Origin of the sequence: Bradyrhizobium sp. WD16 (assembly GCF_024181725.1) — a bacterium.
In the GTDB taxonomy this organism is placed as follows: domain Bacteria; phylum Pseudomonadota; class Alphaproteobacteria; order Rhizobiales; family Xanthobacteraceae; genus Bradyrhizobium_A.
On record NZ_CP028908.1, the window covers coordinates 526,758 to 549,787 of the forward strand.

At 66.9% G+C, this 23,030-nt stretch carries 21 protein-coding genes; 13 read left to right on the top strand and 8 right to left on the bottom strand.

Annotated features, from left to right (window positions below):
- The first annotated feature begins 196 nt into the window (after positions 1–196).
- A complete protein-coding gene (locus tag DB459_RS02465) occupies positions 197–1,444 on the top strand; it encodes a sorbosone dehydrogenase family protein (RefSeq protein WP_253713743.1) in 1,248 nt (415 codons plus the stop codon).
- Between the two features lie 80 nt (positions 1,445–1,524).
- Complete coding sequence (locus tag DB459_RS02470; protein WP_253711382.1) at positions 1,525–2,124, top strand: c-type cytochrome; 600 nt, start codon at positions 1,525–1,527, stop codon at positions 2,122–2,124.
- Positions 2,125–2,186: 62 nt separating this feature from the next.
- Here DB459_RS02470 and fahA read toward each other — a convergent pair whose 3' ends face one another.
- From fahA to DB459_RS02500, 6 genes are all read right to left on the bottom strand, one after another.
- A complete protein-coding gene (gene fahA, locus DB459_RS02475) occupies positions 2,187–3,455 on the bottom strand; it encodes a fumarylacetoacetase (protein ID WP_253711383.1) in 1,269 nt (422 codons plus the stop codon).
- A gap of 22 nt (positions 3,456–3,477) precedes the next feature.
- Complete coding sequence (gene maiA, locus DB459_RS02480) at positions 3,478–4,125, bottom strand: maleylacetoacetate isomerase (RefSeq protein ID WP_253711384.1); 648 nt, start codon at positions 4,123–4,125, stop codon at positions 3,478–3,480.
- A gap of 162 nt (positions 4,126–4,287) precedes the next feature.
- Positions 4,288–5,649, bottom strand: a complete 1,362-nt coding sequence (gene hmgA / locus DB459_RS02485) for a homogentisate 1,2-dioxygenase (protein WP_253711385.1) — start codon at positions 5,647–5,649, stop codon at positions 4,288–4,290.
- A gap of 2 nt (positions 5,650–5,651) precedes the next feature.
- Complete coding sequence (locus DB459_RS02490) at positions 5,652–6,635, bottom strand: MBL fold metallo-hydrolase (RefSeq protein ID WP_253711386.1); 984 nt, start codon at positions 6,633–6,635, stop codon at positions 5,652–5,654.
- 33 nt (positions 6,636–6,668) lie between these two features.
- A complete protein-coding gene (locus tag DB459_RS02495; RefSeq protein WP_253711387.1) occupies positions 6,669–6,887 on the bottom strand; it encodes a DUF2783 domain-containing protein in 219 nt (72 codons plus the stop codon).
- An 8-nt stretch (positions 6,888–6,895) separates the two neighbouring features.
- Entirely contained in the window at positions 6,896–8,506 is a 1,611-nt protein-coding gene (locus tag DB459_RS02500; RefSeq protein ID WP_253711388.1) for an FAD-dependent oxidoreductase, read from the bottom strand.
- Between the two features lie 224 nt (positions 8,507–8,730).
- On the opposite strand from DB459_RS02500, the gene DB459_RS02505 reads away from it, so the two are divergent.
- From DB459_RS02505 to DB459_RS02540, 9 genes are all read left to right on the top strand, one after another.
- Positions 8,731–9,225 carry a MarR family winged helix-turn-helix transcriptional regulator gene (locus DB459_RS02505; RefSeq protein WP_253711389.1) on the top strand — a complete coding sequence of 165 codons (495 nt, stop codon included), beginning with the start codon at positions 8,731–8,733 and terminating at the stop codon, positions 9,223–9,225.
- A 545-nt stretch (positions 9,226–9,770) separates the two neighbouring features.
- The gene (locus tag DB459_RS27330; RefSeq protein WP_256519302.1) at positions 9,771–9,896 is read left to right on the top strand and encodes a hypothetical protein; all 126 of its coding nucleotides are present in this window, start codon (positions 9,771–9,773) and stop codon (positions 9,894–9,896) included.
- A gap of 237 nt (positions 9,897–10,133) precedes the next feature.
- Positions 10,134–10,361: a hypothetical protein gene (locus tag DB459_RS02510; protein WP_253711390.1), complete on the top strand. Its 228-nt coding sequence runs from the start codon at positions 10,134–10,136 to the stop codon at positions 10,359–10,361.
- Between the two features lie 578 nt (positions 10,362–10,939).
- Positions 10,940–13,789, top strand: coding sequence for a bifunctional transaldolase/phosoglucose isomerase (locus DB459_RS02515; protein ID WP_253711391.1), 2,850 nt, complete (start codon positions 10,940–10,942; stop codon positions 13,787–13,789).
- 5 nt (positions 13,790–13,794) lie between these two features.
- The gene (gene gnd / locus DB459_RS02520; RefSeq protein ID WP_253711392.1) at positions 13,795–14,796 is read left to right on the top strand and encodes a phosphogluconate dehydrogenase (NAD(+)-dependent, decarboxylating); all 1,002 of its coding nucleotides are present in this window, start codon (positions 13,795–13,797) and stop codon (positions 14,794–14,796) included.
- 35 nt (positions 14,797–14,831) lie between these two features.
- A complete protein-coding gene (gene zwf, locus DB459_RS02525) occupies positions 14,832–16,349 on the top strand; it encodes a glucose-6-phosphate dehydrogenase (RefSeq protein WP_253711393.1) in 1,518 nt (505 codons plus the stop codon).
- A complete protein-coding gene (gene pgl / locus DB459_RS02530; RefSeq protein WP_253711394.1) occupies positions 16,346–17,074 on the top strand; it encodes a 6-phosphogluconolactonase in 729 nt (242 codons plus the stop codon). Before zwf ends, pgl begins: the two co-directional genes overlap by 4 nt.
- Positions 17,074–17,616: a gluconokinase gene (locus DB459_RS02535; RefSeq protein WP_253711395.1), complete on the top strand. Its 543-nt coding sequence runs from the start codon at positions 17,074–17,076 to the stop codon at positions 17,614–17,616. Before pgl ends, DB459_RS02535 begins: the two co-directional genes overlap by 1 nt.
- The gene (locus DB459_RS02540; RefSeq protein ID WP_253711396.1) at positions 17,613–18,413 is read left to right on the top strand and encodes a Cof-type HAD-IIB family hydrolase; all 801 of its coding nucleotides are present in this window, start codon (positions 17,613–17,615) and stop codon (positions 18,411–18,413) included. The genes DB459_RS02535 and DB459_RS02540 overlap by 4 nt, the downstream gene beginning before the upstream one ends.
- A 50-nt stretch (positions 18,414–18,463) precedes the next feature.
- Here DB459_RS02540 and DB459_RS02545 read toward each other — a convergent pair whose 3' ends face one another.
- Positions 18,464–20,269 carry a glycoside hydrolase family 15 protein gene (locus tag DB459_RS02545; RefSeq protein ID WP_253711397.1) on the bottom strand — a complete coding sequence of 602 codons (1,806 nt, stop codon included), beginning with the start codon at positions 20,267–20,269 and terminating at the stop codon, positions 18,464–18,466.
- 65 nt (positions 20,270–20,334) lie between these two features.
- Positions 20,335–21,246 (bottom strand): LysR family transcriptional regulator, encoded by a 912-nt coding sequence (locus DB459_RS02550; protein ID WP_253711398.1) that lies wholly within the window; start codon positions 21,244–21,246, stop codon positions 20,335–20,337.
- Positions 21,247–21,396: 150 nt separating this feature from the next.
- On the opposite strand from DB459_RS02550, the gene DB459_RS02555 reads away from it, so the two are divergent.
- Both DB459_RS02555 and DB459_RS02560 read left to right on the top strand, forming a co-directional pair.
- A complete protein-coding gene (locus DB459_RS02555; protein ID WP_253711399.1) occupies positions 21,397–22,329 on the top strand; it encodes a ring-cleaving dioxygenase in 933 nt (310 codons plus the stop codon).
- Complete coding sequence (locus DB459_RS02560; protein WP_253711400.1) at positions 22,329–22,964, top strand: alpha/beta hydrolase; 636 nt, start codon at positions 22,329–22,331, stop codon at positions 22,962–22,964. The genes DB459_RS02555 and DB459_RS02560 overlap by 1 nt, the downstream gene beginning before the upstream one ends.
- Positions 22,965–23,030: the final 66 nt, after the last annotated feature.

The window sequence follows — 23,030 nt, forward strand, 5'->3', positions numbered from 1 at the left end:
TGCTTCATCCTGCCTGCGCGGGCGGACGTTCGCGTCGGGCCAAATGGGTCGACACGGCCACAGACCAATGTGATCGAAAAACAATGCGAGCGAAAATGCAGCGGCAAAGCTGCACAAGGGAGAGAGCCGAATGATCTCGTTGAAGCGATTTGCGTTGAAGCGAGTTGCGTTGCAGCGTCTCGTTCAGGGGCTGACGATGGCCGCGGTGATCACCGTCCCAGTGGTGACCGGCGGCGCCGGCGCCGCCGAACTCAAGAAATACGAATCCGGCGCCAAGGAGTTCTGGACCCATCCGCCGGACGACTGGTTCCTCGGGGATGAGACCGAGGCGCAGAAGGGCCTTGCGCCGCCGTCCGGACCGCCGACCGGCGCATCCGACAAGGAACTCGCGGAGATCGTCTCCAAGGTCAAGCTGCCGCAGGGCTTCAAGATGGAAGTCTATGCCAGCGGCGTGCTCGCCGCGCGGCAGATGGCCTGGGGCGACAAGGGCACGCTGTTCGTCGGCTCGTTCGGCCTCGGCAATGTCTACGCCATCACCGACGAGGGCGGCAAGCGAACGGTCAAGACCATTCTCAAGGGTCTGAAGATGCCGACCGGGCTCGCCTTCCGCGACGGCGCGCTCTACGTCATCGATATCGACAAGCTCTATCGCTACGACAATGCCGAGGCCAATCTCGACAAGATGCCGGAGCCCAAGGTCGTCTATGACGACATGCCGCCCTACGCGGCCCACGGCTGGAAATACCTGGTCGCCGACAAGGACGGCTGGTTCTACATTCCATTCGGCCCTCCCTTCAACATCGGCATTCCGCCGACCAGCGTGTCGCAGATTCGCCGCGTCGACCCCAAGACCGGCAACGCGGAGATCGTCGCGCTCGGCGTCCGCAACAGCGTCGGCGGCGACATCGATCCGCGCACCGGCAAATACTGGTTCACCGAGAATGCCCGCGACTGGCTGGGCGACAATCTGCCGAGCGACAAGCTGAACGTCATCAACCGGCACGGCGAGCATTTCGGCTATCCGTATTGCCACCAGGGCGACATCCCGGATCCGAAATTCGCCATGGGCCACAAGTGCTCGGAATTCGTCCCGCCGGTGCTGAAGCTCGGCTACCACGTCGCGCCGCTCGGCATGAAGTTCTACACCGGCAGTCAATTCCCGGCGAAGTACAAGAATGCCATGTTCATCGCCGAACACGGCTCGTGGAATCGGCATAAATACCAGGGCGGGCGCATCGTCGTGGTGACCGCCGATCCCGACGGCCGCAACGCCAGGCAGGAAATCTTCGCTTCCGGCTGGATCAACGGCGATCAGAGCTATCTCGGCCGGCCCGCCGACATCATCCTCGCCAAGGACGGCGCGATCCTGGTGGCCGACGACTGGGCCGGCGCGATCTATCGCATCAGCTACAGCAAGGACCGCCTCAGCTCGAACGCGAAGTAATCCGCACTCGCACGGCGTTGCGATTCACCTCACCGTGGTCGCAACGCCGTTTTCGTGTTCGGCATCAGGAACTATTCCGCATGCACCCACGCCTCGCCTTTGCCGCCCTGCCGCTGCTTCCGCTGCTCGCCTGCCTCGTGCCGCCGGCCGGCGCCGCCGATGTCGCCGCAATCAAGGACAAGCTCGAACTCTGCGTCAGCTGTCACGGCAAGGACGGCATTTCCGACCAGCAGGAAATTCCCTCGCTCGCCGGCCAGCCCGATCTCTTCCTGCAATGGCAGCTGATCTATTTCCGCGGCGGTGCCCGCAAGAGTCCGCAGATGTCGCCGGTCGCGGCCGATCTCACCAACGAGGACGTCCGCAACCTCGGCGCCCATTTCGCCGCGCTCAAACCGCCTGCGGCACCGGCCGACGATCCCGATCCGCAGCTCAGCGCGGCCGGCGCCAAACTCGTGGCGCAGCGCCGCTGCATTTCCTGCCATAGCGATAATTTCGCCGGCACCAAGGCCACGGCGCGTCTCGCCGGCCAGCGCGAGGACTATCTCGTCAAGGCGCTCACCGACTTCAAGACCGGCAAGCGCTCGGGCGGCGGCGTCGCCGCCATGGCCGACGTCGCCTATGGCCTGCAGGACGACGAGGTCAAGGCGCTGGCGCACTACCTGGCGCATTTCAAGGGGTAATTGGCGGCGAAGGTGCAGGAAGGCTCACCTCGCCCCGCTTGCGGGGAGAGGTGAAAGACGCCTCACGTCGCCGGCTGGATCGTGCCCTCGCACTCGCCGAAGCCGATACGATAGCCCTCGCCCTGGCACCAGCCGGTGATCGAGAGCGTGTCGCCGTCCTCGAGGAAGCTGCGGCTCTCGCCGGAGGCGAGCGGCAGCGGCTCGGCGCCGCTCCAGCTCAATTCCAGCATGCTGCCGCGCTGGTCGCGCTCCGGCCCGCTGATGGTGCCCGATCCGAGCAAGTCGCCGACGTTCATGGCGCAGCCGGACGAGGCATGATGGACGAGCTGCTGCACCGACGACCAGTACATGTACTTGAAATTGGTGCGGCAGATGCGCTGCGGCGCGTCCATCTGTGCGCTGCGCAGCGACACATCCAGGGTCATGTCGTAATTGTTGCGCCCGCTCTGGCGCAGATAGGGCAGCGGCTCGGGATCCTGCCGGGGGCCGGCGACGCGGAACGACTCCAGCGCCTCGCGGGTCACGATCCACGGGCTGATGGTGGTGGCGAAGGCCTTGGCCTGGAACGGGCCGAGCGGCACATATTCCCATTGCTGGACGTCGCGCGCGCTCCAGTCGTTGAGCAGCGTGAAACCGAAGATCATGTCTTCCGCCTGCGCCTCGGTGAGGCGCTCGCCGAGCCGCGAGCCCTGGCCGATCACGACGCCCATCTCGAGCTCGAAATCGAGCCGCCTGCTGGGGGCGAACACCGGCGTCTCCGCGGTCGGCGGCTTGAGCTGGCCGCAGGGCCGCCGCACCGGCGTGCCGGACACCACCACGGTCGAGGCGCGGCCGTTATAGCCGATCGGGATGTGCAGCCAGTTCGGCAGCAGCGGATTGGACTTGTCGCGGAACATGGCGCCGACATTGCTGGCGTGCTCCTTCGACGAATAGAAGTCGGTGAAACCGGCGACCGCAAGCGGCAGGTGGAGCCTCGCATCCTTGCGGGCGACGAGCGCCCGCTGGCGCAGCGCCGCATTGTCGCGCAGCTCGGGATGATCGCGGCGCAGCAGCTGGCTGATCCGCCGCCGCACCTGCGTCCACGCCTGGGGCCCGAGCGCCATGAAGTCGTTGATCGCGGGCTTCGCGAACACCGGCGCGCCGGCATCGAGCAGGCCCGCCGCTTCGAGCGCGGCGAGGTCGAGGATGAAATCGCCGATGGCGACGCCGACCCGCGGCGCCGGATCGGCCGGCGTCGAGAACACGCCGTAGGGCAGGTTCTGGATCGGGAAATCCGAGGTCGGAGCGACCGCGATGAAGGAGCGCAGGGACGGATCGTTGGGATGGGTCATGATGTTCCGCGAATGATGACAGCTATTCGGCGTCGGGCTGACGGCCCGGCGCGGCGGCGGCGAAGGCGTCCAGCGTGGCGGCGGCCTGGTCGATACCGCGAATGCGCGGATAGGGCGACAGATCGACGCCGACACGCCGCGCGTTGAAGACCTGGGGCACGATGCAGATGTCGGCGAGCGTCGGCGCCTCGCCGAGCGCAAACGGGCCCGGCAGTTCGGCGAGCCGCGCCTCGATCGCGGCGAAGCCCTCGGTGATCCAGTGTTTCGACCAGTCGGCCCGGCCGGCCTCGTCAATCCCCATGGCCGTGAGGCGATTGAGCACCCGCAGATTGCCGATCGGGTGGATGTCGCTTGCGACGACGAGCGCGATCTCCCGGGCGATCGCCCGCAGCCGGGGATCGGACGGCAGCAGCGGCGGCTGCGGATGGGTCTCGTCGAGATATTCGATGATGGCGAGCGACTGGGCGAGGTGGAAGCCGTCCTCGATCCAGCAGGGCACGAGGCCGGCGGGACTGACCTTGCGGTAGTCGGGCGAGGTCTGCTCGCCCTTGCGCAGGTGAACGAAGCGATGATGCGCGCTCAGCCCCTTGAGGTTGAGCGCGATGCGCACCCGGTAGGCCGCGCTGGAGCGGAAATAGCCATAGAGCGTGGCCTCGCTTTCGATCGACATCGGTCCGCGCGCCCTTACGGCTTGCTAGTGTGGCGTCTCGCAATTGCCTACCGCCTTCGCGGCAACCCTCTCGTAGGCAATTGCGAGACATAAGCCACACTAGCGCTTTGATTTTGCTAGTGTCCTTTATGTCTCCGAATGACCGTCGGAGCATGCGGCAAGTTAGCGGTCATTCGGAGACGGGACACTAGGGTCGAAGCGCTTTTCGAGCCCCTTCCAGCAATCGGCGTAATCGTCCTGCAATGTCGGCGAGGTCGCGGCGTGTCTGGTGACACGCTGCGCGTAACGGGTCTCGAACATGAAGGCGAGCGTGCCCTCGAGCTTGACCGGCTTCAGTTCGCCGTTGCTGGCGTGATCGAACGCCTCGCGGTCGGGACCGTGCGGCAGCATGCAGTTGTGCAGGCTGATGCCGCCCGGGGTGAAGCCCTGGGGCTTGGCGTCGTAGACCCCGTAGATCAGGCCCATGAATTCCGACATGATGTTCATGTGGTACCAGGGCGGACGAAAGGTGTTCTCCGCCACCATCCAGCGCTCGGGGAAGATGACGAAGTCGATATTGGCGGTCCCCGCCGTTTCCGACGGCGACGTCAGCACCGTGAAGATCGACGGATCGGGATGGTCGAAGCCGATGGCGCCGACCGGCGAGAAGGTGCGCAGATCGTATTTGTAGGGCGCATAATTGCCGTGCCAGGCGACCACGTCGATCGGCGAATGCGGCAGCATGGTCGACCACAGCGCCCCGCCCCATTTCACCACCAGCTCGGTCGGGGTGTCGTTGTCCTCATAGGCGGCGACCGGGGTGAGGAAGTCGCGGGCGTTGGCGAGGCAATTGGCGCCGATCGGACCGCGCTCCGGCAGGGTGAGCGCGCCGCCGTAATTCTCGCAGAGATAGCCGCGGGCCGGACCCGCCGGCAGCTCGACGCGGAACTTGACGCCGCGCGGAATCACCACGATCTCGGCCGGCTCGGCGTCGATGATGCCGAACTCGGTGACGAAGCGCAGCCGGCCCTGCTGCAGCACGAACATCATCTCGCCGTCGGCATTGTAGAAGTGCTGATCGACCATCGAGGCGGTGATGGCATAGACATGCGCCGCCATGCCCGCCTGGGTAGCGGCGTCCCCGGCGGTGGTCATGGTCTGCACGCCCTGCAGGAAGCTCACCTCGCCGCCCGGCAGCGGCGCCGGATCCCAGCGCAGCTGGGCGATCGGCATCTCGTGTTCGGTGCAGGGCGCGGTGCGCCACAGGCCGGCATCGAATTTTGCGAAACGGCCGGAATGCTTCACCGAGGGGCGAATGCGATAGAGCCAGGAGCGCTCGTTGCTGCCGCGCGGCGCGGTGAAGGGCGAGCCGGAGAGCTGCTCGGCATAGAGGCCGTAGGCGCAACGCTGCGGCGAATTGCGCCCGATCGGCAGCGCGCCGGGCAGCGCCTCGGTCTCGAAGCTGTTGCCGAAACCCGACATGTAGCCGGGCGCGACCTGGCCGGTAGCCCTGGCCATGGCGTCAGGAGCTGCGTTGTAATTCATGGTCACTCTCCCTGGAGAGCCGCCCACATCTCGCGGTCGCGCTCGGCGGTCCAGATCACCGGGTCGTCGATGCCGGAAGCCTCGTCGTAGGCCCGCGAGACGTTGAACGGCAGGCAGTGCTCGTAGATGGCGAAGTTCGAGAATTTCGGATCCATGACCTCGCGGCTGGCGGCCATGGCCTCCTTGAGCGATCGGCCGCGGGCCACCGCATGCTCGGCGGCGCTGTAGAGCGTCGTGACGAAATCGCGGGTCATGGCGATCGCCTCGCGGGTGGTGGAGAGGCCCTTGAGCGCGTCGCCGCGGCCCGGCGCGATGGCCTTGGGCTTGAAATCGAGGATGGCGTTGAGCGTCATCGGCCATTCCCGCAGATAGGCGTCGCCGCAATAGCAGGCGGAGTGGTATTCGATCAGGTCGCCCGAGAACATCACCTCGGCGTCCGGCACAAAGGCGACGATGTCGCCCGAGGTGTGGCCGGCGCCGAGCTGCATCAGCTTGACCTCGCGCTTGCCGAGATAGATCGTCATCTCGCCCTCGAAGGTCAGGGTCGGCCAGGTCAGGCCGGGAATGCTCTCGGCGTCGCGGAACAGGCGCGGGAAGCGGCCATATTCGGAATCCCAGTCCTGCTTGCCGCGCTCCTGGATCAGGCGATGGGTCTCCTGGGAAGCGACGATGCCCTGGGCGTGATAGGCCGAGGCGCCGAGCACGCGCACGGCGTGATAATGCGACAGCACGACATATTTGATCGGCTTGTCGGTGACGGTGCGCACCCGCTCGATCACGCTTTTCGCCATGGCCGGTGTCGCCTGGGCGTCGAACACCACGCAGCCGTCGTCGCCGACGATCACCGCCGAATTGGGATCGCCCTCCGCGGTGAAGGCGTAGAGATCGGTGCCGATCTCGGAAAACGTCACCTTCTTCTCGGCGAGGTCGGTGGTCGAGGCGAAGCCCTTGGCAGATCCGTTGGTGCCAGTTCCCTTGGTGGTCATGTCGACGGATGTCCTTCTGTGAAGCCGTTCGGTTCAGGTCGCCTGCGGCGCGGCATCGATGCCGGCGCCGCGTCTTGCGAGCGCAATCGCTTCGCGCAACACCTCGATGTCGCCGACGTGGTTGGCGAGGACGAGCACCAGCGCGGCGTCGAGCGCGCTGGAGGCCTCGTCGGAAAGACCGCGATGGGCCTCCACCACCAGGCGGAAGGCATCATCGGGCTTGGCGAAATTGGATCGGGTCGAGAGCGCCATGGCAAGCCTCACTGCAGCGCACAGGCGCGCATCAGCGCCGCCTCGATCGCAGCGCGGCGGGGATGGCGTAGGCGGGCCGCCACGTAACCGTCCGGCCGCAACAGATAAGCGCTGCCGGGGGCGCCGTCATAGCGCGCCTGCAACAGCCCGGTGCGATCCGCATAGGCTGCGCCGTCGCCGACACGGACCACCGCAACGCCGTCCGGCGCGGGCGCGGCTCCGCCGTTGGCGAATTCCAGCAGCGTAAAACCCGCGCGTGACCGCATCAAGACGTCGCTGAGGAAGGTCTCCTCGCCCGCCGCACCGACCAGCGGCGCATCGGCCATCGAGGTGCCCGGCCGCAGCCCGCCCTGCCAGCTGTCGACATCGCCGCTCGACAGCGGCGTGTCATAGACCGAAGGCACCGACAGGCGGCCGCCATTGACCATGCGCTTGGCGAATTCGGTTTCCCTGGCGAGGCCGAGCACCGCCTTCCGCAGCCGCGTCTCCTCCTTGGTCGATGGCGCCATGAAATCGGTGGAGCGGGTCGACTCGCGGATATTCTCGTCGGCAGCAGTGCCGCGCTCGATGTCGTAGCTCTGCAGCAGTCCCTCCGGCGAGCGGCCTTGAAGAATCCGCGTCAGCTTCCAGGCGAGGTTTTCCGCATCCTCGAGACCCGAATTGGCGCCGCGCGCGCCGAATGGCGAAACCTGATGGGCGGCATCGCCGGCGAAGATCACCCGGCCATGGACGAAATGGGCCATGCGCCGGCACTGGAACTTGTAGAGCGAGATCCACTCGAATTCGAACTTGTCGTGGCCGAGCATGCGCGCGATCCGCGGCCTGACGTTCTCCGGCCTCTTCTCCACGGCCGGGTCGGCATCGGAGCTGAGCTGCAGGTCGATGCGCCAGACGTTGTCCGGCTGGCGATGCAGCAGCGCCGAACGGCCGGCGTGGAACGGCGGATCGAACCAGAACCAGCGCTCGGTGGGGAAATCCGCCGCCATCCTGACATCGGCGATGAGGAATTGGTCCTCGAACACCTGGCCGGCGAAATCGGCGCCGACCATGCCGCGCAGCGACGAGCGCGCGCCGTCGCAGGCGATCAGGTAGCAGGCGGCAAGGCGGTACGGCCCCTCGGGGGTGTCGATAGTGACGACGACATGATCGTTGCGCTGGTCAAGCGCGGTCACCTTGTTGCGCCAGCGCAGGCTGATCTCGGGGAAATCGGCGATGCGATCGACCAGGAAGGCCTCGGCGTAATATTGCTGCAGGTTGATGAAAGCCGGCATCTTGTGGCCCGGCTCCGGCAGCAGGTCGAACTGGTAGAGCTGGTCGGCGCCATGAAAGATGCGCCCGACCTGCCAGACCACGCCCTTGTCCACCATGCGCCGGCCGACGCCGAGCCGGTCCCAATATTCCAGCGAGCGCTTGGAGAAGCAGATCGCGCGCGAGCCTTCACCGATGCGATCGGCGTCATCGAGCAGCACCACCGCCTGGCCGCGTGCCGCAAGATCGATCGCCAGCGACAGCCCGATCGGGCCGGCACCGACCACCACCACCGGATGATGCGCCGGCTCGGCGCGCTCCTGATCCGGATGCCGGCGATAGCCGAACTGGGTCGCGGCGTGTCCGCTCATGTCCGTCCTAGTACCCTGTTTCCGAAGTTCGTGCCTCGCTTGCCGCACCCTCCCGACACGAACTTCGGAAAGCGGGCACTAGCGCTCCCGTCCCTGCGTGAGACGATTGCGCGATCGATCGTCGCTTTAATGGCGCCCTCGCTTGCCATCAATTAGTCTCACATGCAACTATATTCGGCACTATTCTTCCTGTCAACGCATCCCGCGCAGGAACCCAGGAAACGATGCCGAAATTCGACCTGCTCCGCTTCATTCCCTTCCGCATGAACCGGCTCGCCGCCGAGATCTCGACGGCGCTGTCGAGCGAATATCGCGACCGCTACGGCATCGAGGTTCCGGAGTGGCGCGTGATCGCCACCCTCGGCTTTCGCGACGGGCCCTGCACCGCGCAGCACATCGTGCACAGCACCCGCACCCACAAATCGACCATCAGCCGCGCCGTCACCAGCCTGCTCGCCCGCGGCCTGATCGAGCGGGTGGAAAGCGCCGAGGACCGGCGGGAATACAGCCTGCAGCTTTCCGGTGAAGGCAAGACCCTCTATCAGGGACTGATCCCGCGGCTGCTCAATCGCGAAAAGCAGATTGTCGGCTGTCTCTCCCCGCTCGAATTGCAGCAGTTTGAAAACGCGCTCGACAAGATCGAAAAGAGCCTCGGTCTCGCTCAGGGCGATGAGGTGGAGGCCGAGACGAGCCCGCGGCGCACCGGCGCGGGGGAGTAGGGCATCGGCGGAAGATCGTCTCGACCAAGAACCAAGCGCCTCGTTTCCGATTGAATCAGAACCGGAGCGAAGGCTCGAGCATTTCTGGCTTGAGGCGTTTTCTTCACGCGGCCGATGCCCCTTCCGCCTAAAAACACTCCGGTGCCGCGCGACGACAGGCTTCGCGAAACCTGGCCCGTCTTCTGATTCAGGCCCGTCAAAAGCTCCTAGTGTGGCGGATCTGACGCTCGTTTCAGTATTGCAGCGAGTTCTTCGAACGAGCGTCAGATCCGAAACCACACTAGAATCATAATGATGCTAGTGTCCTTATGTCTCCGAATGACCGTGCGAGCATGAGGCAAATGGAGCGGTAATTCGGAGACAGGACACTAGCCGATTTTCCGGAACGAGCTTTTGCGCGTCTCCCCGAGTGCACGCCTCGAGGTACTCGAGTTGCAAAATTGCAGCGGCGCGAAGGCGATGTGACGATGAATGATTGACCTGCATCAATGCGCCGGTCCAGCGCAGTGAACTCTATTTCAAGTTGAACTCGAGAGGAGATAGCGATGTCCATTCGACCCAAGGCGATTGCTGGAGCTGTTGCCGTATTGATGGCAGTGTCGTCGGCTGCGCTGGAGCAAACGCCCAAGAACCGCGCCGGACCGCCCTCGAACAAGCCGACGGTGACATGAGTTGCGAGGGAGCGACGGGGAAGTGCAGCTGTAAGGGCGGCCAGGACTGCGTCGATATGAGCAAGGATGCCCGCTGCAGCGGACCGGTCACATGTCAGGGCTCCAGCTGCGACTGCAAGTACATTCCTCAGGCACCAAGGTGAGGCGAGCGAGAACAGGCCGCTGGCTGGCGGGGCAGGCTGCCCCGCCGTCTCGCTTGCTCGTCATACCGCCGACATTCGAGAAGGAGGAGGAGAAATGAAACGGTTGTTGCTTACTTTGATGGCAGTAACATTCCTGGGCGCGGGGGCGACGACGTTGATGGCCCAAGGCGGCGAACCTTCGCCACCAAGAAGTGATGTAAAAGCCGGCAAGCAGAAAATTATCGTCGACGAGGAGCCCGACCTGAAAGGCGGGAAGCTGCACGGCAAACAGAAAATTATCGTCGATGAGGACCACAACTTGAAAAAGCAAAAAAATAAGTAGATGAGGAGCCTGACTTGGTGCGGCGTCTCGCAATTCGCCGCAGACCCCTGCAGGCATCTGACGCTCGTACGGCGAATTCGCTGCAATGCTGACACGAGCGTCAGATCCACCGCACAAGCGAATAGCCCGCGGCCGATTTCCCGGCGCGGGCTGTAAAATTTCTGCGACGGTGAAGAGGCGACGACATGTCGGCGATTTTCCCGACGTGTCGAAGAACGTGTCGAAGAATCGGCCGCTCAGCAACCGGACAGGCTCATCCGATTCGCCGGCGGTCGGAAGAACGGCAATCAGACGGCCCGAGCATCCGCAAGCGCACGAATGTTCATGTTACACCCCGCCTCATGAGCGGCCAGCCACCCGCTTCCGCCCCCTTCTCCGCCCGATGCTGGACACCCCGATGCTGCGCGACATTCATGCTGCATGACATTGGCATTCGGCACACGAGGGGCGCCGGACCCGCGAAAGTTCCCGATTTGACCTGGCGCCCGGCCCGGGTGATCTTGAGGGGCGGTGTGGGAAATTTTTCATCCCTCCCGCGTTACATCCAATCGCTCGCGCCAAACTGAAGAACAGGCATCATGAATCCCATCATCGAACTCGACAAGCACGGCCAGTCGGTCTGGCTCGATTTCCTGGCGCGCAATTTCATCAGAAGAGGCGACCTGAAAGCCCTGATCGATCGCGACGGCGTCCGCGGCGTCACCTCCAATCCCTCGATCTTCGAGAAGGCGATCGGCGGCGGCGACGAATATGACACGACCATTGCAGAGCTGCTCGCCGAACGCGACCGGCCCGTGGCCGAGCTGTTCGAGGCGCTGGCGGTCGAGGACATCCAGAGCGCCGCCGATGTGCTGCGCCCGGTCTATGATCGTCTCGAGGGCCGTGACGGCTTTGTCAGCCTCGAGGTCTCGCCTTATCTGGCGCTCGACACCGAAGGAACCATCGCCGAGGCCCGGCGGCTGTGGCGCGACGTCAAGCGCGACAATCTGATGATCAAGGTTCCGGGCACCGCCGAGGGCCTGCCGGCGATCGAGCGGCTGATCAGCGAAGGCATCAACGTCAACATCACCCTGCTGTTCGCCCAGGACCGCTATGCCGAGGTACTGGAAGCCTATCTCGCCGGGCTCGAGCGCTTCGTCGCCGCCGGCGGCAATCCCGCACGGATCGCCAGCGTCGCCAGCTTCTTCGTCAGCCGCATCGACACCGAGGTGGACAAGGCGCTGGACGCGAAGATCGCGGCAGCGAGCGATCCGGCCACCAGGAACAGGCTCGAGGCGTTGCAGGGCAGGATCGCCGTCGCCAATGCCAAGCTCGCCTATCAGCACTACAAGAAGATCATGGCGTCGCCGCGCTGGGCCGCCCTCGCCGCCAAGGGCGCGCGGGTGCAGCGCCTGCTGTGGGCCTCGACCGGCACCAAGAACAAGGCCTACAGCGACGTTCTTTACGTCGAGGAACTGATCGGCCGCGACACCATCAATACCATGCCGGTGCCGACGCTCGATGCCTTCCGCGACCACGGCAAGCTGCGCGACAGCCTGGAAGACGACGTCGCCGGCGCCGAACGCGCCCTCATCGAGCTCGCCGCTGCCGGCATCTCGCTGGATGCGATCACCGCAAAACTCGTCGACGACGGCGTGCGGCTGTTCGCCGAATCCGCCGACAAGCTTTACGGCGCCGTGGCGCACAAGCGCGCCACCCTGCTCGGCGCGGCCCTCGACAGCCAGGCGGCGGCGCTGACGCCATCGCTGGCTGCGGAGGTGAAGACGCTCAGCGACGAGTGGCGCGCCAAGGGACGCATCCGGGCGCTGTGGGCGCGCGACGCCGCGGTCTGGACCGGCAAGGACGAGGCCAGATGGCTCGGCTGGCTCGATGCGCCGGCGCGCGAACAGGCCGCGCTTGCCCACTATCAGGCCTTCGCCAGCTGGGTGAAGGGCAAGGGCTTTGCCGACGCGGTCGTGCTCGGCATGGGCGGTTCGAGCCTCGGGCCCGAGGTGATCGCCACCTCCTTCCCTCAGGCGCCGGGCTTCCCGCGACTGCAGATCCTCGATTCGACCGATCCGGCGCAGGTCCGGCGGCTGGAGAAGAGCGTCGATCCCGGCAGGACGCTGTTCATCGTCTCCAGCAAGTCGGGCGGCACCACCGAACCGAATGCGCTGATGGACTATTTCTTCGCCCGCGTCACCGAAAATGCCAGGGAGAAAGCCGGCGAGCAGTTCGTCGCCGTCACCGATCCCGGCTCCTCGCTGGAAAAGGTCGCCAAGGCGCGTGGCTTCGCCCATGTCATTCATGGCGAGCCGACGATCGGCGGCCGATATTCGGTGCTCTCGCCCTTCGGCCTCGTGCCTGCGGCGGCCGCCGGCGTCGACGTCATCCATTTCCTCGACGCCGCCTTCGCCATGGTCCGCGCCTGCGGCCCCGATGTGCCGCCTGCGGACAATCCCGGCGTCCAGCTCGGCCTCGTGCTCGGCGCCGCTGCACGCCAGGGCCGTGACAAGATCACGCTGACGGCCTCGGCGCCGATCGCCGATTTCGGCGCCTGGGTGGAGCAGCTCGTCGCCGAATCCACCGGCAAGAGCGGCAAGGCGCTGATCCCGCTGGAGGGCGAAACGCTCGGCGCGCCGGACCTCTATGCCAATGACCGCGTCTTCATCGACCTCGATCTTGCCGGCATCGCCGACAGCGCTCGGGTCGAGCGCCTCGCGGCGCTGGAAGCCGCCGGGCATCCGGTGGTGCGCATCCGCCTCGCCGGTCGCCTGCAGGTCGCACAGGAATTCTTCCGCTTCGAGATCGCCACGGCGGTCGCCGGCGCGGTCATGGGCATCAATCCCTTCGACCAACCCGACGTGGAATCCGCCAAGATCAAGACCCGCGAGCTCACCGCCGCCTTCGAGAAGACCGGCGCGCTGCCGGCGGAAAGCCCGGTCGCAGTCGAAGGTCCCCTCGCGATCTTCACCGACGCGGCCAACGCCGAGGCGCTGCGCCGGGCCGGCGCCGGCAGCACCGCCGCCTCCTGGCTGAAGGCCCATTTCGGCCGGCTGGCGCAGGGCGACTATGTCGCGCTGCTCGCCTATCTCGATCGCGACGAAGGCAACCTCGCGGCGCTGCACGGCTTGCGCATGGCGGTCCGCGACTCCCGTCATGTGGCGACCTGCGTCGGCTTCGGCCCGCGCTTCCTGCATTCCACCGGCCAGGCCTACAAGGGCGGCCCGAACACCGGCCTGTTCCTGCAGTTGACCGCCGACCCGGCCGCCGATCTCATGGTGCCCGGTCAGGCGGCGAGCTTCGGCACCATCGAAGCGGCGCAGGCCCGCGGCGACTTCGACGTGCTCACCGAGCGCGGCCGCCGCGCACTGCGGCTGCACATCAGGGGCGACGTCACCGTGGGCCTGACGGCCATCGCGGCGGCGCTGCGCATCGCGCTGGGATAATCGCCATGCAGATCGGCTTGATCGGCCTCGGCCGGATGGGCGGCAATATCAGCCGGCGGCTGATGGACAAGGGCGGCCACCAGGTCGTGGTCTATGATCGCAGCGCCAAGGCGGTGAGCGACCTCGCCGCCGTCGGCGCCACCGCGGCTTCGTCGACGATCGATCTCGTCGGCAAGCTGCAAGCGCCGCGCACCGTCTGGGTGATGCTGCCGGCCGGCGCGCCGACCGAAGAGACCATCGGCGAACTTGCCGGCCAGCTCGCCGCCGGCGACACCATCATCGACGGCGGCAACACCTTCTGGCAGGACGACATCCGCCGCGCGGCGGCGCTGACGACGCGCGGCATCCATTACGTCGATGTCGGCACCAGCGGCGGCGTCTGGGGCCTGGAGCGCGGCTATTGCATGATGATCGGCGGCGACGATGCCGTGGTCGACCGCCTCGATCCGATCTTCAGGACCCTGGCACCGGGCGCCGGCGACATTCCGCGCACGCCGGGCCGCGATGGCCGCGATCCCCGCGCCGAGCAGGGCTACATCCATGCCGGGCCGAGCGGCGCCGGGCATTTCGTCAAGATGGTTCATAACGGCATCGAATACGGCCTGATGCAGGCCTATGCCGAAGGTTTCGATATCCTCAAGCATGCGGCCGGCAGCACGCTGCCCGAGGCGCATCGCTTCGACCTCAAGCTCGCCGACATCGCCGAGGTCTGGCGCCGCGGCAGTGTCGTCAGCTCATGGCTGCTCGACCTCACCGCCACCGCGCTCGCCGGCAACGAGAGTCTCGACAGCTATTCCGGCTTCGTCGAGGATTCCGGCGAGGGCCGCTGGACCATCAATGCCGCGATCGACGAGGCCGTGCCCGCCGAGGTGATCACCGCCGCGCTCTATGCCAGGTTCCGGTCGCGCCAGCAGCACACCTTCGCCGAGAAGATCCTCTCCGCCATGCGTCACGGCTTCGGCGGCCATGTCGAGCCGCCGGCGGCAAAGCCGGCGCCGCCGGCCTAAGTTGCCGTCTCACAGCCCCGCATGAGGCCCCGTCGATGAGTTCCGATTCCACCGCCAAGCCGAAGATGCCCGAGCCGTGCTGCTTCGTGATCTTCGGCGTCACCGGGGATCTCGCCCATCGCCTCGTCACGCCGGCGCTGTACAACCTCGCCGAGGCCGGGCTGCTGCCCGACGGCTTCTGCGTCGTCGGCGTCACCCGCACCGAGATGCAGAGCCAGAACCTGCATCGGGATCTGATGAAGGGGCTGCATCAATATGCGACGCGGCCGGTCGACGACACCGTCGCGCGCCGGCTGTTCGACTGCGTCACCAGCGTTCACGCCGATCCGGGCGACCCCGCATCGTTCGATCGTCTCAAGGATCATCTCGACGCCATCGCCCGGCGCGGCGTCGGCAACATGCTGTTTTACCTCGCGGTGCCACCCGCCGCCTTCAAGCCGATTTGCGAGGCGCTCGGCCGCGCCGGGCTTCTGGACGAGGATGCCGGATCGTGGCGGCGCCTCGTCATCGAAAAGCCGTTCGGCACCGACCTGCAATCCGCCCGCGAACTCAACCGCGATCTGCTCAAGATCGTCCAGGAGCACCAGATCTACCGCATCGACCACTATCTCGGCAAAGAGACGGTGCAGAACATCCTGGTGTTCCGGTTCGCCAACGGCATGTTCGAGCCGATCTGGAATCGCAACCACATCGACCACGTCCAGATCACGGTCTCGGAAATGATCGATGTCGGTCGCCGCGGCAGCTTCTACGACTCGACCGGGGCGATGCGCGACATGGTGCCAAATCACCTGTTCCAGCTGATGTCGCTGGTGGCGATGGAGCCGCCGTCGCGTTTCGATGCCCATTCGGTCCGCACCGAAAAGAGCGAGGCGCTGGCCTCGATCCAGACCCAGACGCCGGACGAGGCGCTGCGCAATTCGGTGCGAGGCCAGTACGTCGCCGGCCGCGTCGGCGACAGGCAGATCGGGGACTACCGCAACACGCCCGAGGTCGATCCGCTCAGCAACACCGAAACCTATGCGGCGATGAAGCTGACCATCGACAACTGGCGCTGGGCCGGCGTGCCGTTCTATCTGCGCACCGGCAAGGCGCTGTCGGCCAAGCGCACCGAGGTCGCGATCCGCTTCAAGCAGGCGCCGTTCTCGATGTTCCGCGGCACCGAAGTGGAACGGCTGTCGCGGAATTATCTCGTCATCGGCATCGAGCCGACCGAGGGCATTACGCTGCAGTTCAACACCAAGATGCCGGGACCGACGGTCGCCATCGACGGCGTCGAGATGAAGTTCAAGTACAAGGACTACTTCAAGGTGGCGCCGAGCACCGGCTACGAGACCCTGATCTACGACTGCATGATCGGCGACAACATCCTGTTCCAGCGCGCCGACAGCGTCGAGGCCGGTTGGCAGGCGGTGCAGCCGTTCATCGAGGCCTGGCGAGGCGCCGAAGGCCAGGGACTTGCGCTCTATCGCGCCGGCACCGACGGCCCGCGCGAGGCTCATGAGCTGATCGAGCGCGACGGCCGGCACTGGCGCAGGATCGACGGCGAATGAGCGCCCCGCAACCACGCATCGTCGTCCTGCCGAACGCCGCGGCGGTGGCCGAGGCGGCAGCGGCGCACCTCGTCGCCCGTCTCGGCGACGCGCCCGATCCGCCGGCGGCCTGCCTGACCGGCGGCGCGAGCCCGAAGCGCCTTTATCAACTGCTGGCGACGCCGCCCTGGCGCGCCAAGATCGCCTTCGACCGGGTGCAGTGGTATATCGGCGACGACCGTTTCGTGCCGCAGAGCGACCCCTTGAGCAATATGGGCATGGCCCGTGCCGCCTTCCTCGACGCCTGCGCCCCGGCCGCCAACATCCATCCGATCGATACGGCGGCGCCGACCATCGAGGCCGCAGCGCAACGCTACGAGGACGAACTCGCCCGGCTCAAGCAGCGGCGCGGCGCCGAACTCCTGTTCGACGTCGTGCTGCTCGGCCTCGGCCTGGACGGCCATGTCGCCTCGCTGTTTCCGGGCAGCCACGCGCTGCATGAAAGCCGGCGCGCGGCGGTCGGCATCGACCACGCCGATGTCGCGCCGTTCGTGCCGCGGGTGAGCCTGACGCTACCGGCCCTGGCGCAGAGCCGCGAGATCCTGTTCATCGTCACCGGCGAGGCCAAGCGCGACATCGCCCGCCGCGTGCTGGCCGGCGAGGATCTGCCGGCCGGACGCGTCACCGGCGCCGGCGAGGTGGTCTGGCTGTTCGACGCCGCCGCGGCACCGCCGGAGGCGACGTGATGGCCCTGCATCGCCCCGCTCCCCTCGCCGCCATCATCGTCATGGGGGTCTCCGGCGCCGGCAAATCGACCATCGCCGAGGCACTGGCGGAGCGCCTCGGTTTTCCCATGCGCGACGGCGACGCGTTTCATCCGCCGGCCAATGTCGCCAAGATGGCCTCGGGCGTTCCGCTCACCGATGCCGATCGCTGGCCCTGGCTCAAGGCGATCGCCGATGCGATCGATGCCATGGCCGCTGCGGGCACGCCGGTGGTCATCGCCTGCTCGGCGCTCAAGCGGGCCTATCGCGAGGCGCTGGTTCACGGCCGGAAGGACGTCGTCATCGTCTATCTGAAGGGCTCGCGCGAGGTCATCGCCAGCCGCCTCGCCCGGCGGCTCGATCATTTCATGCCGCCGGCCCTGCTCGACAGCCAGCTCGCAACCCTCGAAGAGCCTCGACCGGACGAGCCGGCGATCACCGTGAACATCGCCGGCAGCGTCGAGGCGATCGTCGACGACATCATACTCAAGCTGGGACTGGCGCCGCGCCGGGCGGCGTCATGACGAGGATCCGTCTCGTAGTCTCCGACGTCGACGGCACGCTGGTGACGCGGGACAAGCGGCTGACGCCGGCAACCAGGGCCGCCGTCGACAGGCTGCGCCGCGCCGGCATCCACTTCTCGGTGACCAGCAGCCGGCCGGGCTTCGGCCTGCGCATGATCATCGACACCCTGCACATTGACCAGCCGGTCGGGCCCTTCAACGGCAGCTCGATCGTCAACCCCGACCTCACCGTGGTGGAGGAGCAGCGCGTGCCGCAGGATGCGGTCGAGCGCAGTCTCGCGCTGTTCGAACGGCGCGGCGTCGACATCTGGATCTTCACCGGCGACACCTGGGTCATCCGCCGCGACGACGGCTGCTATGTCGACCGCGAGCGCCGCGCCATCGCCACCGAGCCGTTCTGCGCCGCCGACGACCGGCCCTATCACGATCGCGCCTGCAAGGTGGTCGGCGTCAGCGGCGACTTTGCGCTGCTCGAGCGCGTCGAGGCCGAGCTGCAGGCCGAACTCGGCGACCTCGCCCACGCGGTGCGCTCGCAGAACTACTATCTCGACGTCACGCCGCCGGGCGCCAACAAGGGCAGCTTCGTCGCGGCCCTGGCGCGGCGCCTGGGCGTGCCGCGCGAAGCGGTCGCAACCCTCGGCGACATGGCCAATGACGTGCCGATGTTCAAGGCGAGCGGGATGTCCTTCGCCATGGGCAATGCGACGGCGGCGATCAAGCGCGAGGCCGGCCGCGTCACCGCCTCCAACGAGGACGACGGTTTTGCCAGCGCGGTGGAGGAGATCCTGAAGGGTTGAGGGGATTTCGTACGCCGCCGCAGCCGCTGAAGCGCCCTCTCCAAACACCCTCACGTTGTCCGCTGCACCGCCGGCTTCTGCGCCGGATGCAGCGCCTCGTAGATGTTGTGCGCGGTATTGATCAGCGCGATGTGGGTCAGCGCCTGGGGGAAGTTGCCGGTCTGACGCCGGGCCAGCGTGTCGTATTCTTCGGACAACAGCCCGACGTCGTTGGCGACCGAGGCGACGCGGTGAAACAGTTCGCGCGCCTTGTCGAGATCGCCGGCCAGCACATGGGCGTCCGCCAGCCACAGGGTGCAGGCGAGGAAGGCGCCCTCGATCGGATGGCTCTCGTCGGGCCGCGGCTCGCGCGGATCGTGGCGCAGGACGAAACCGTCGCTCATCAGATGCCGTTCGATCGCCTCGACGGTGCCGACCATCCGCGGATCGTCGGCGGGCAGGAAACCGACCGCCGGCAGCAGCAGCAGGCTGGCATCGAGCCACGGCGAGCCATAGGCGGCGACGAAGCTGCCCGCCTCGGCGTCGAAGCCATGGGCGCAGATATCCGCATGGATGCGCTCGCGCATCGCGCGCCAGTCGTCGACCGGGGCTTCGAAGCCGTAGCTCTCGACGCTGCGGATGCCGCGGTCGTAGGCCACCCAGCACATCGCCTTGGAAAACACGTAGTGCTGCGGCGGACCGCGACGTTCCCAGATGCCGCTGTCCGGCAGGGTACAGATCTTGTCGAGGTGCTTGAGCAGCTCGCATTCGAGCTGCCAGGTGCCGCCGCCCAGCTCGACATTGGCGCGCCGCGCCTGATGGAAGGTGTCCATCAGTTCGCCGAAGACGTCGAGCTGAAGCTGGCGATGGGCGGCATTGCCGAACCGCACCGGCTTTGAGCCCTCATAGCCCGGCAGCCAGTCCGCCTGCCATTCGAGCAGGCGACGGCTCCCGATGATGCTGTACATGATCTGCAGGTCGGCGGGCGAACCCGCCACCGAGCGCATCAGCCAGGCGTGCCAGGCGCCGGCCTCGGCGACATAGCCGCTGTTCATCAGCGAGAACAGGGTGAAGGTGGCGTCGCGCAGCCAGCAATAGCGATAGTCCCAGTTGCGCCAGCCGCCGAGCTTTTCCGGCAGCGACGTCGTCGGCGCCGCGACGATGCCGCCGGTCGGCGCGTAGGTCAGCGCCTTGAGGGTGATCAGCGCGCGCTGCACCAGCTCGCGATGGCGGCCGGCATAGTTGTTCTGGCGCGACCAGTCGGTCCAGAAGGCCTCGGTATCGGCCAGCGCCTGCAACGGATCCACCGGCGTGGGCACCGGCAGGTACGAGGCCTGATAGGTCAGGACGAAGGGCATGGTCTCGCCGGCCTTGACCTCGAATTCGCCGACGCTCGTCATGCCGCGCCCGCGCACCGCGACCGGCGTGCGCAGCACCAGCATGTCCGGCCCGGCGACGGCGAGCATGGTGTTCTCGCTGATACGCCGCACCCAGGGGATGTCGGCGCCGGAGCCGAATCGGATGACGAGCTCGAGCGAAAACTTCACGGCGCCGCGCTCGCCGCGGACGAGGCGCACGATGTCCGAGGCTTCGCCCCGCGGCGGCATGAAGTCGATCAGGGTGGCGGCGCCGCCAGCGGTCTCGAAGGTGGTTTCGAGAATGAGGGTCTCGCCGCGATAGCGCCGCGAGATCCGCACCGCGCCGTCATCGGGCGCGATCTTCCAGCGGCCATGATCGCTGGTGCCGAGCAGCGCGGCGAAGCAGGCATCGGAATCGAAGCATGGCCAGCACAGCCAGTCGATCGAGCCGTCGCGGCCGACCAGGGCCGCGGTCTCGCAGTCGCCGATCAGGGCATAGTCTTCGATGCGGGACGGCACGCGGGTTTGCGGATTTTCGTGAATGGACCAATGACAACCGGCGGAAACCCCGGTGGTTCCACCGCTCACGAGGCCTTGCGCGCCTCCCGGCGGCGTGGGCCGAAGCGCTCGACCAGGAAATCGATGAACAGCCGCACCTTGACCGCGAGCGAGCGGGTCGGCGGATAGACGGCGTAGAGCGCCAGCGGCGGCGCCTGGTAGTCCGACAGGAACGCCCTCAGCTCCCCGCCGGCGAGGGCGTCCGCCGCCAGGAAGGTCGGCAGCAGGGCGATGCCGCGGCCGCCGATCGCGGCATCACGCAGCACCTCGGCATTGTTGGCGCACAGCGTCCAGGATGGCTGGATCCAGTGATCGCCGTCCTTGCCGCTGAGCTTCCATTGATTGCCGGTGGAGAGAAAGCCGTAGGTCAGGCAGGCATGGTCGCGCAGCTCGGCCGGATGCCTGGGCACGCCATGCCGCTCCAGATAGGCCGGCGCGGCGCAGACCACGCGCTCGACCGGCATGATCTTGCGGGCGATCAGGCTCGAGGCCTCGAGTTCGGCGATGCGCAGCGTGACGTCGAGCCCCTCCTGCACCGGATCGATCTGGGCATCGCTCAGCGTCAGCTGCAGACGCAGTTCGGGATAGAGCGACATGAAATCGGCGATCGCCGGGCCGAGCTGCAGCGTGCCGAAGGACATCGGCGCATTCACCCGCAGCAAGCCGCGCGGGCTCGCCTGGTGGTCGGTGACGGCGCTGTCGGCGGCATCGAGATCGGCGAGGATGGCGACCACCCGCTCGTAATAGGCCTGGCCGGCATCGGTCGGCGCGACGTGGCGCGTGGTGCGGTTGAGGAGCTGCACGCCGAGATCATCCTCGAGATCGCCGACATGCTTGCTCACCGCCGAGCGGGACAGACGCAGGGCCCGTCCCGCCTCGGAGAAGCTGCCGAATTCGACCACCTTGATGAAGCTGCGCAGCCCGTCGAGCCTGTCCATGGTTCCCCGGCACCTCGCCTTGGCAGGATTGTCGACGAATCATAGACAGAAACGTCAGTGCTGACGAGATTGTCTTCCCCAGCCGCCAGGCCAATATCCGCCCCCAGAACGGGCCACCCCCGGCCCAAGAGCACAAGGGAACCGAACACCATGAGCGGCCTGCACCACGTCACCGCGATCGCCGGCGACGCGCTGGGAAATTTCAGCTTTTATACCCGCACCCTGGGCCTGCGCTTCGTCAAGAAGACGGTCAATTTCGACGATCCGGGCACCTACCACTTCTATTATGGCGACGAGGCCGGCCAGCCCGGCACCATCCTGACCTTCTTCCCCTGGGCGCATGCGGCGGCCGGGCGCGGCGGCGTCGGCCAGACCCACGAGACCGCCTTCCGCGTGCCCGCAGCCTCGATCGGCTACTGGACCCATCGCTTCATCGCTGCCGGCGTGCCCCACGAGGCGCCGGAGAAGCGCTTCGGCGAGACCGTGCTGCCCTTCACCGATCCGGACGGCATGCGCCTCGCCCTGATCGGCGTGCCCGGCGCCGAGAGCGAGCCCGGCTGGAGCAATGGCGAGGTGCCGGCCGAGCATGCCATCCGCGGCTTCGCCAATGTCACGCTGCTGCTCGAGGACGCGGCGCGCACCGCGGCGATCCTGACCGACGTGCTGGGCTTTGGTGAGTTCGGCCGCGAGGGCAGCCTGCTGCGGCTGAGGGCCGACAGTACGCTCGGCGGCACCGTCGACATTCATGAGGCCAAGGGCTTCCTGTCCGGCCGGATGGGACGCGGCTCGGTGCACCACATCGCCTTCCGCGCTCCCGACGATGCCGCCCAGGCGGCGATGGCGCGCCGGCTGGTCGAGAACCACGGCCTGCGACCGACCGAACAGATGGACCGCAATTATTTCCGCTCGATCTATTTCCGCGAGCCCGGCGGCATCCTGTTCGAGATCGCGACCGATCAGCCCGGCTTCGCCGTCGACGAGCCCGTGGATTCGCTCGGCCGCGATCTCAAGCTGCCGGCCTTTCTCGAACAGCACCGCAGCGAGATCGAGCGCGTGCTGCCGAGCCTGGAGCGCGCGGCGTGATGGCCACCGATCTGTCTTTCGTCCACCGTTTCGTGCCGGCCAGCCGGCCCGATGCGGCCCCGCTGCTGCTGCTCCACGGCACCGGCGGCGACGAGCACGATCTCGTGCCGCTGGGTGAGGCGGTGGCGCCCGGCGCGGCGCTGCTCTCGGTGCGCGGCCAGGTGCTCGAGCACGGCATGCCGCGCTTCTTCCGCCGCCTCCAGGAAGGCGTGTTCGACGAAGCCGACGTGATCCGGCGCGCGAGCGATCTCGCCGCTTTCATCACCGCGGCGCGCGAGGCCTACGGCCTTGCCGCGCCGGTCGCGCTCGGCTTCTCCAACGGCGCCAACATCGCCGCGGCCCTGCTGCTGCTGCATCCCGGCGTGGTGCAGGGGGCGGTGCTGCTGCGGGCGATGGTGCCGCTGGCGCGGCCGCCGCGGATCGATCTCACCGGCACCGACGTGCTGCTGCTCGCCGGCGCGCACGATCCGATCGTGCCGGCGGCGAACGGTGCCGCGCTCGCGGCGATGCTGTCGGACGCCGGCGCGAGCGTCGAGCGCCGCGTGCTGCCCGGCGGCCATCAGCTCAGCCAGGCGGACGTCACCCTGACGCGGCGCTGGCTCGATGAGCGGGCGAAGGTGGGCGCGGTGGCGTGAATCCCGCGTCATCCTGAGGTGCTCAGCGCACCGCACATCGTGCGCGCGCTGAGCTTTGAGGGATGA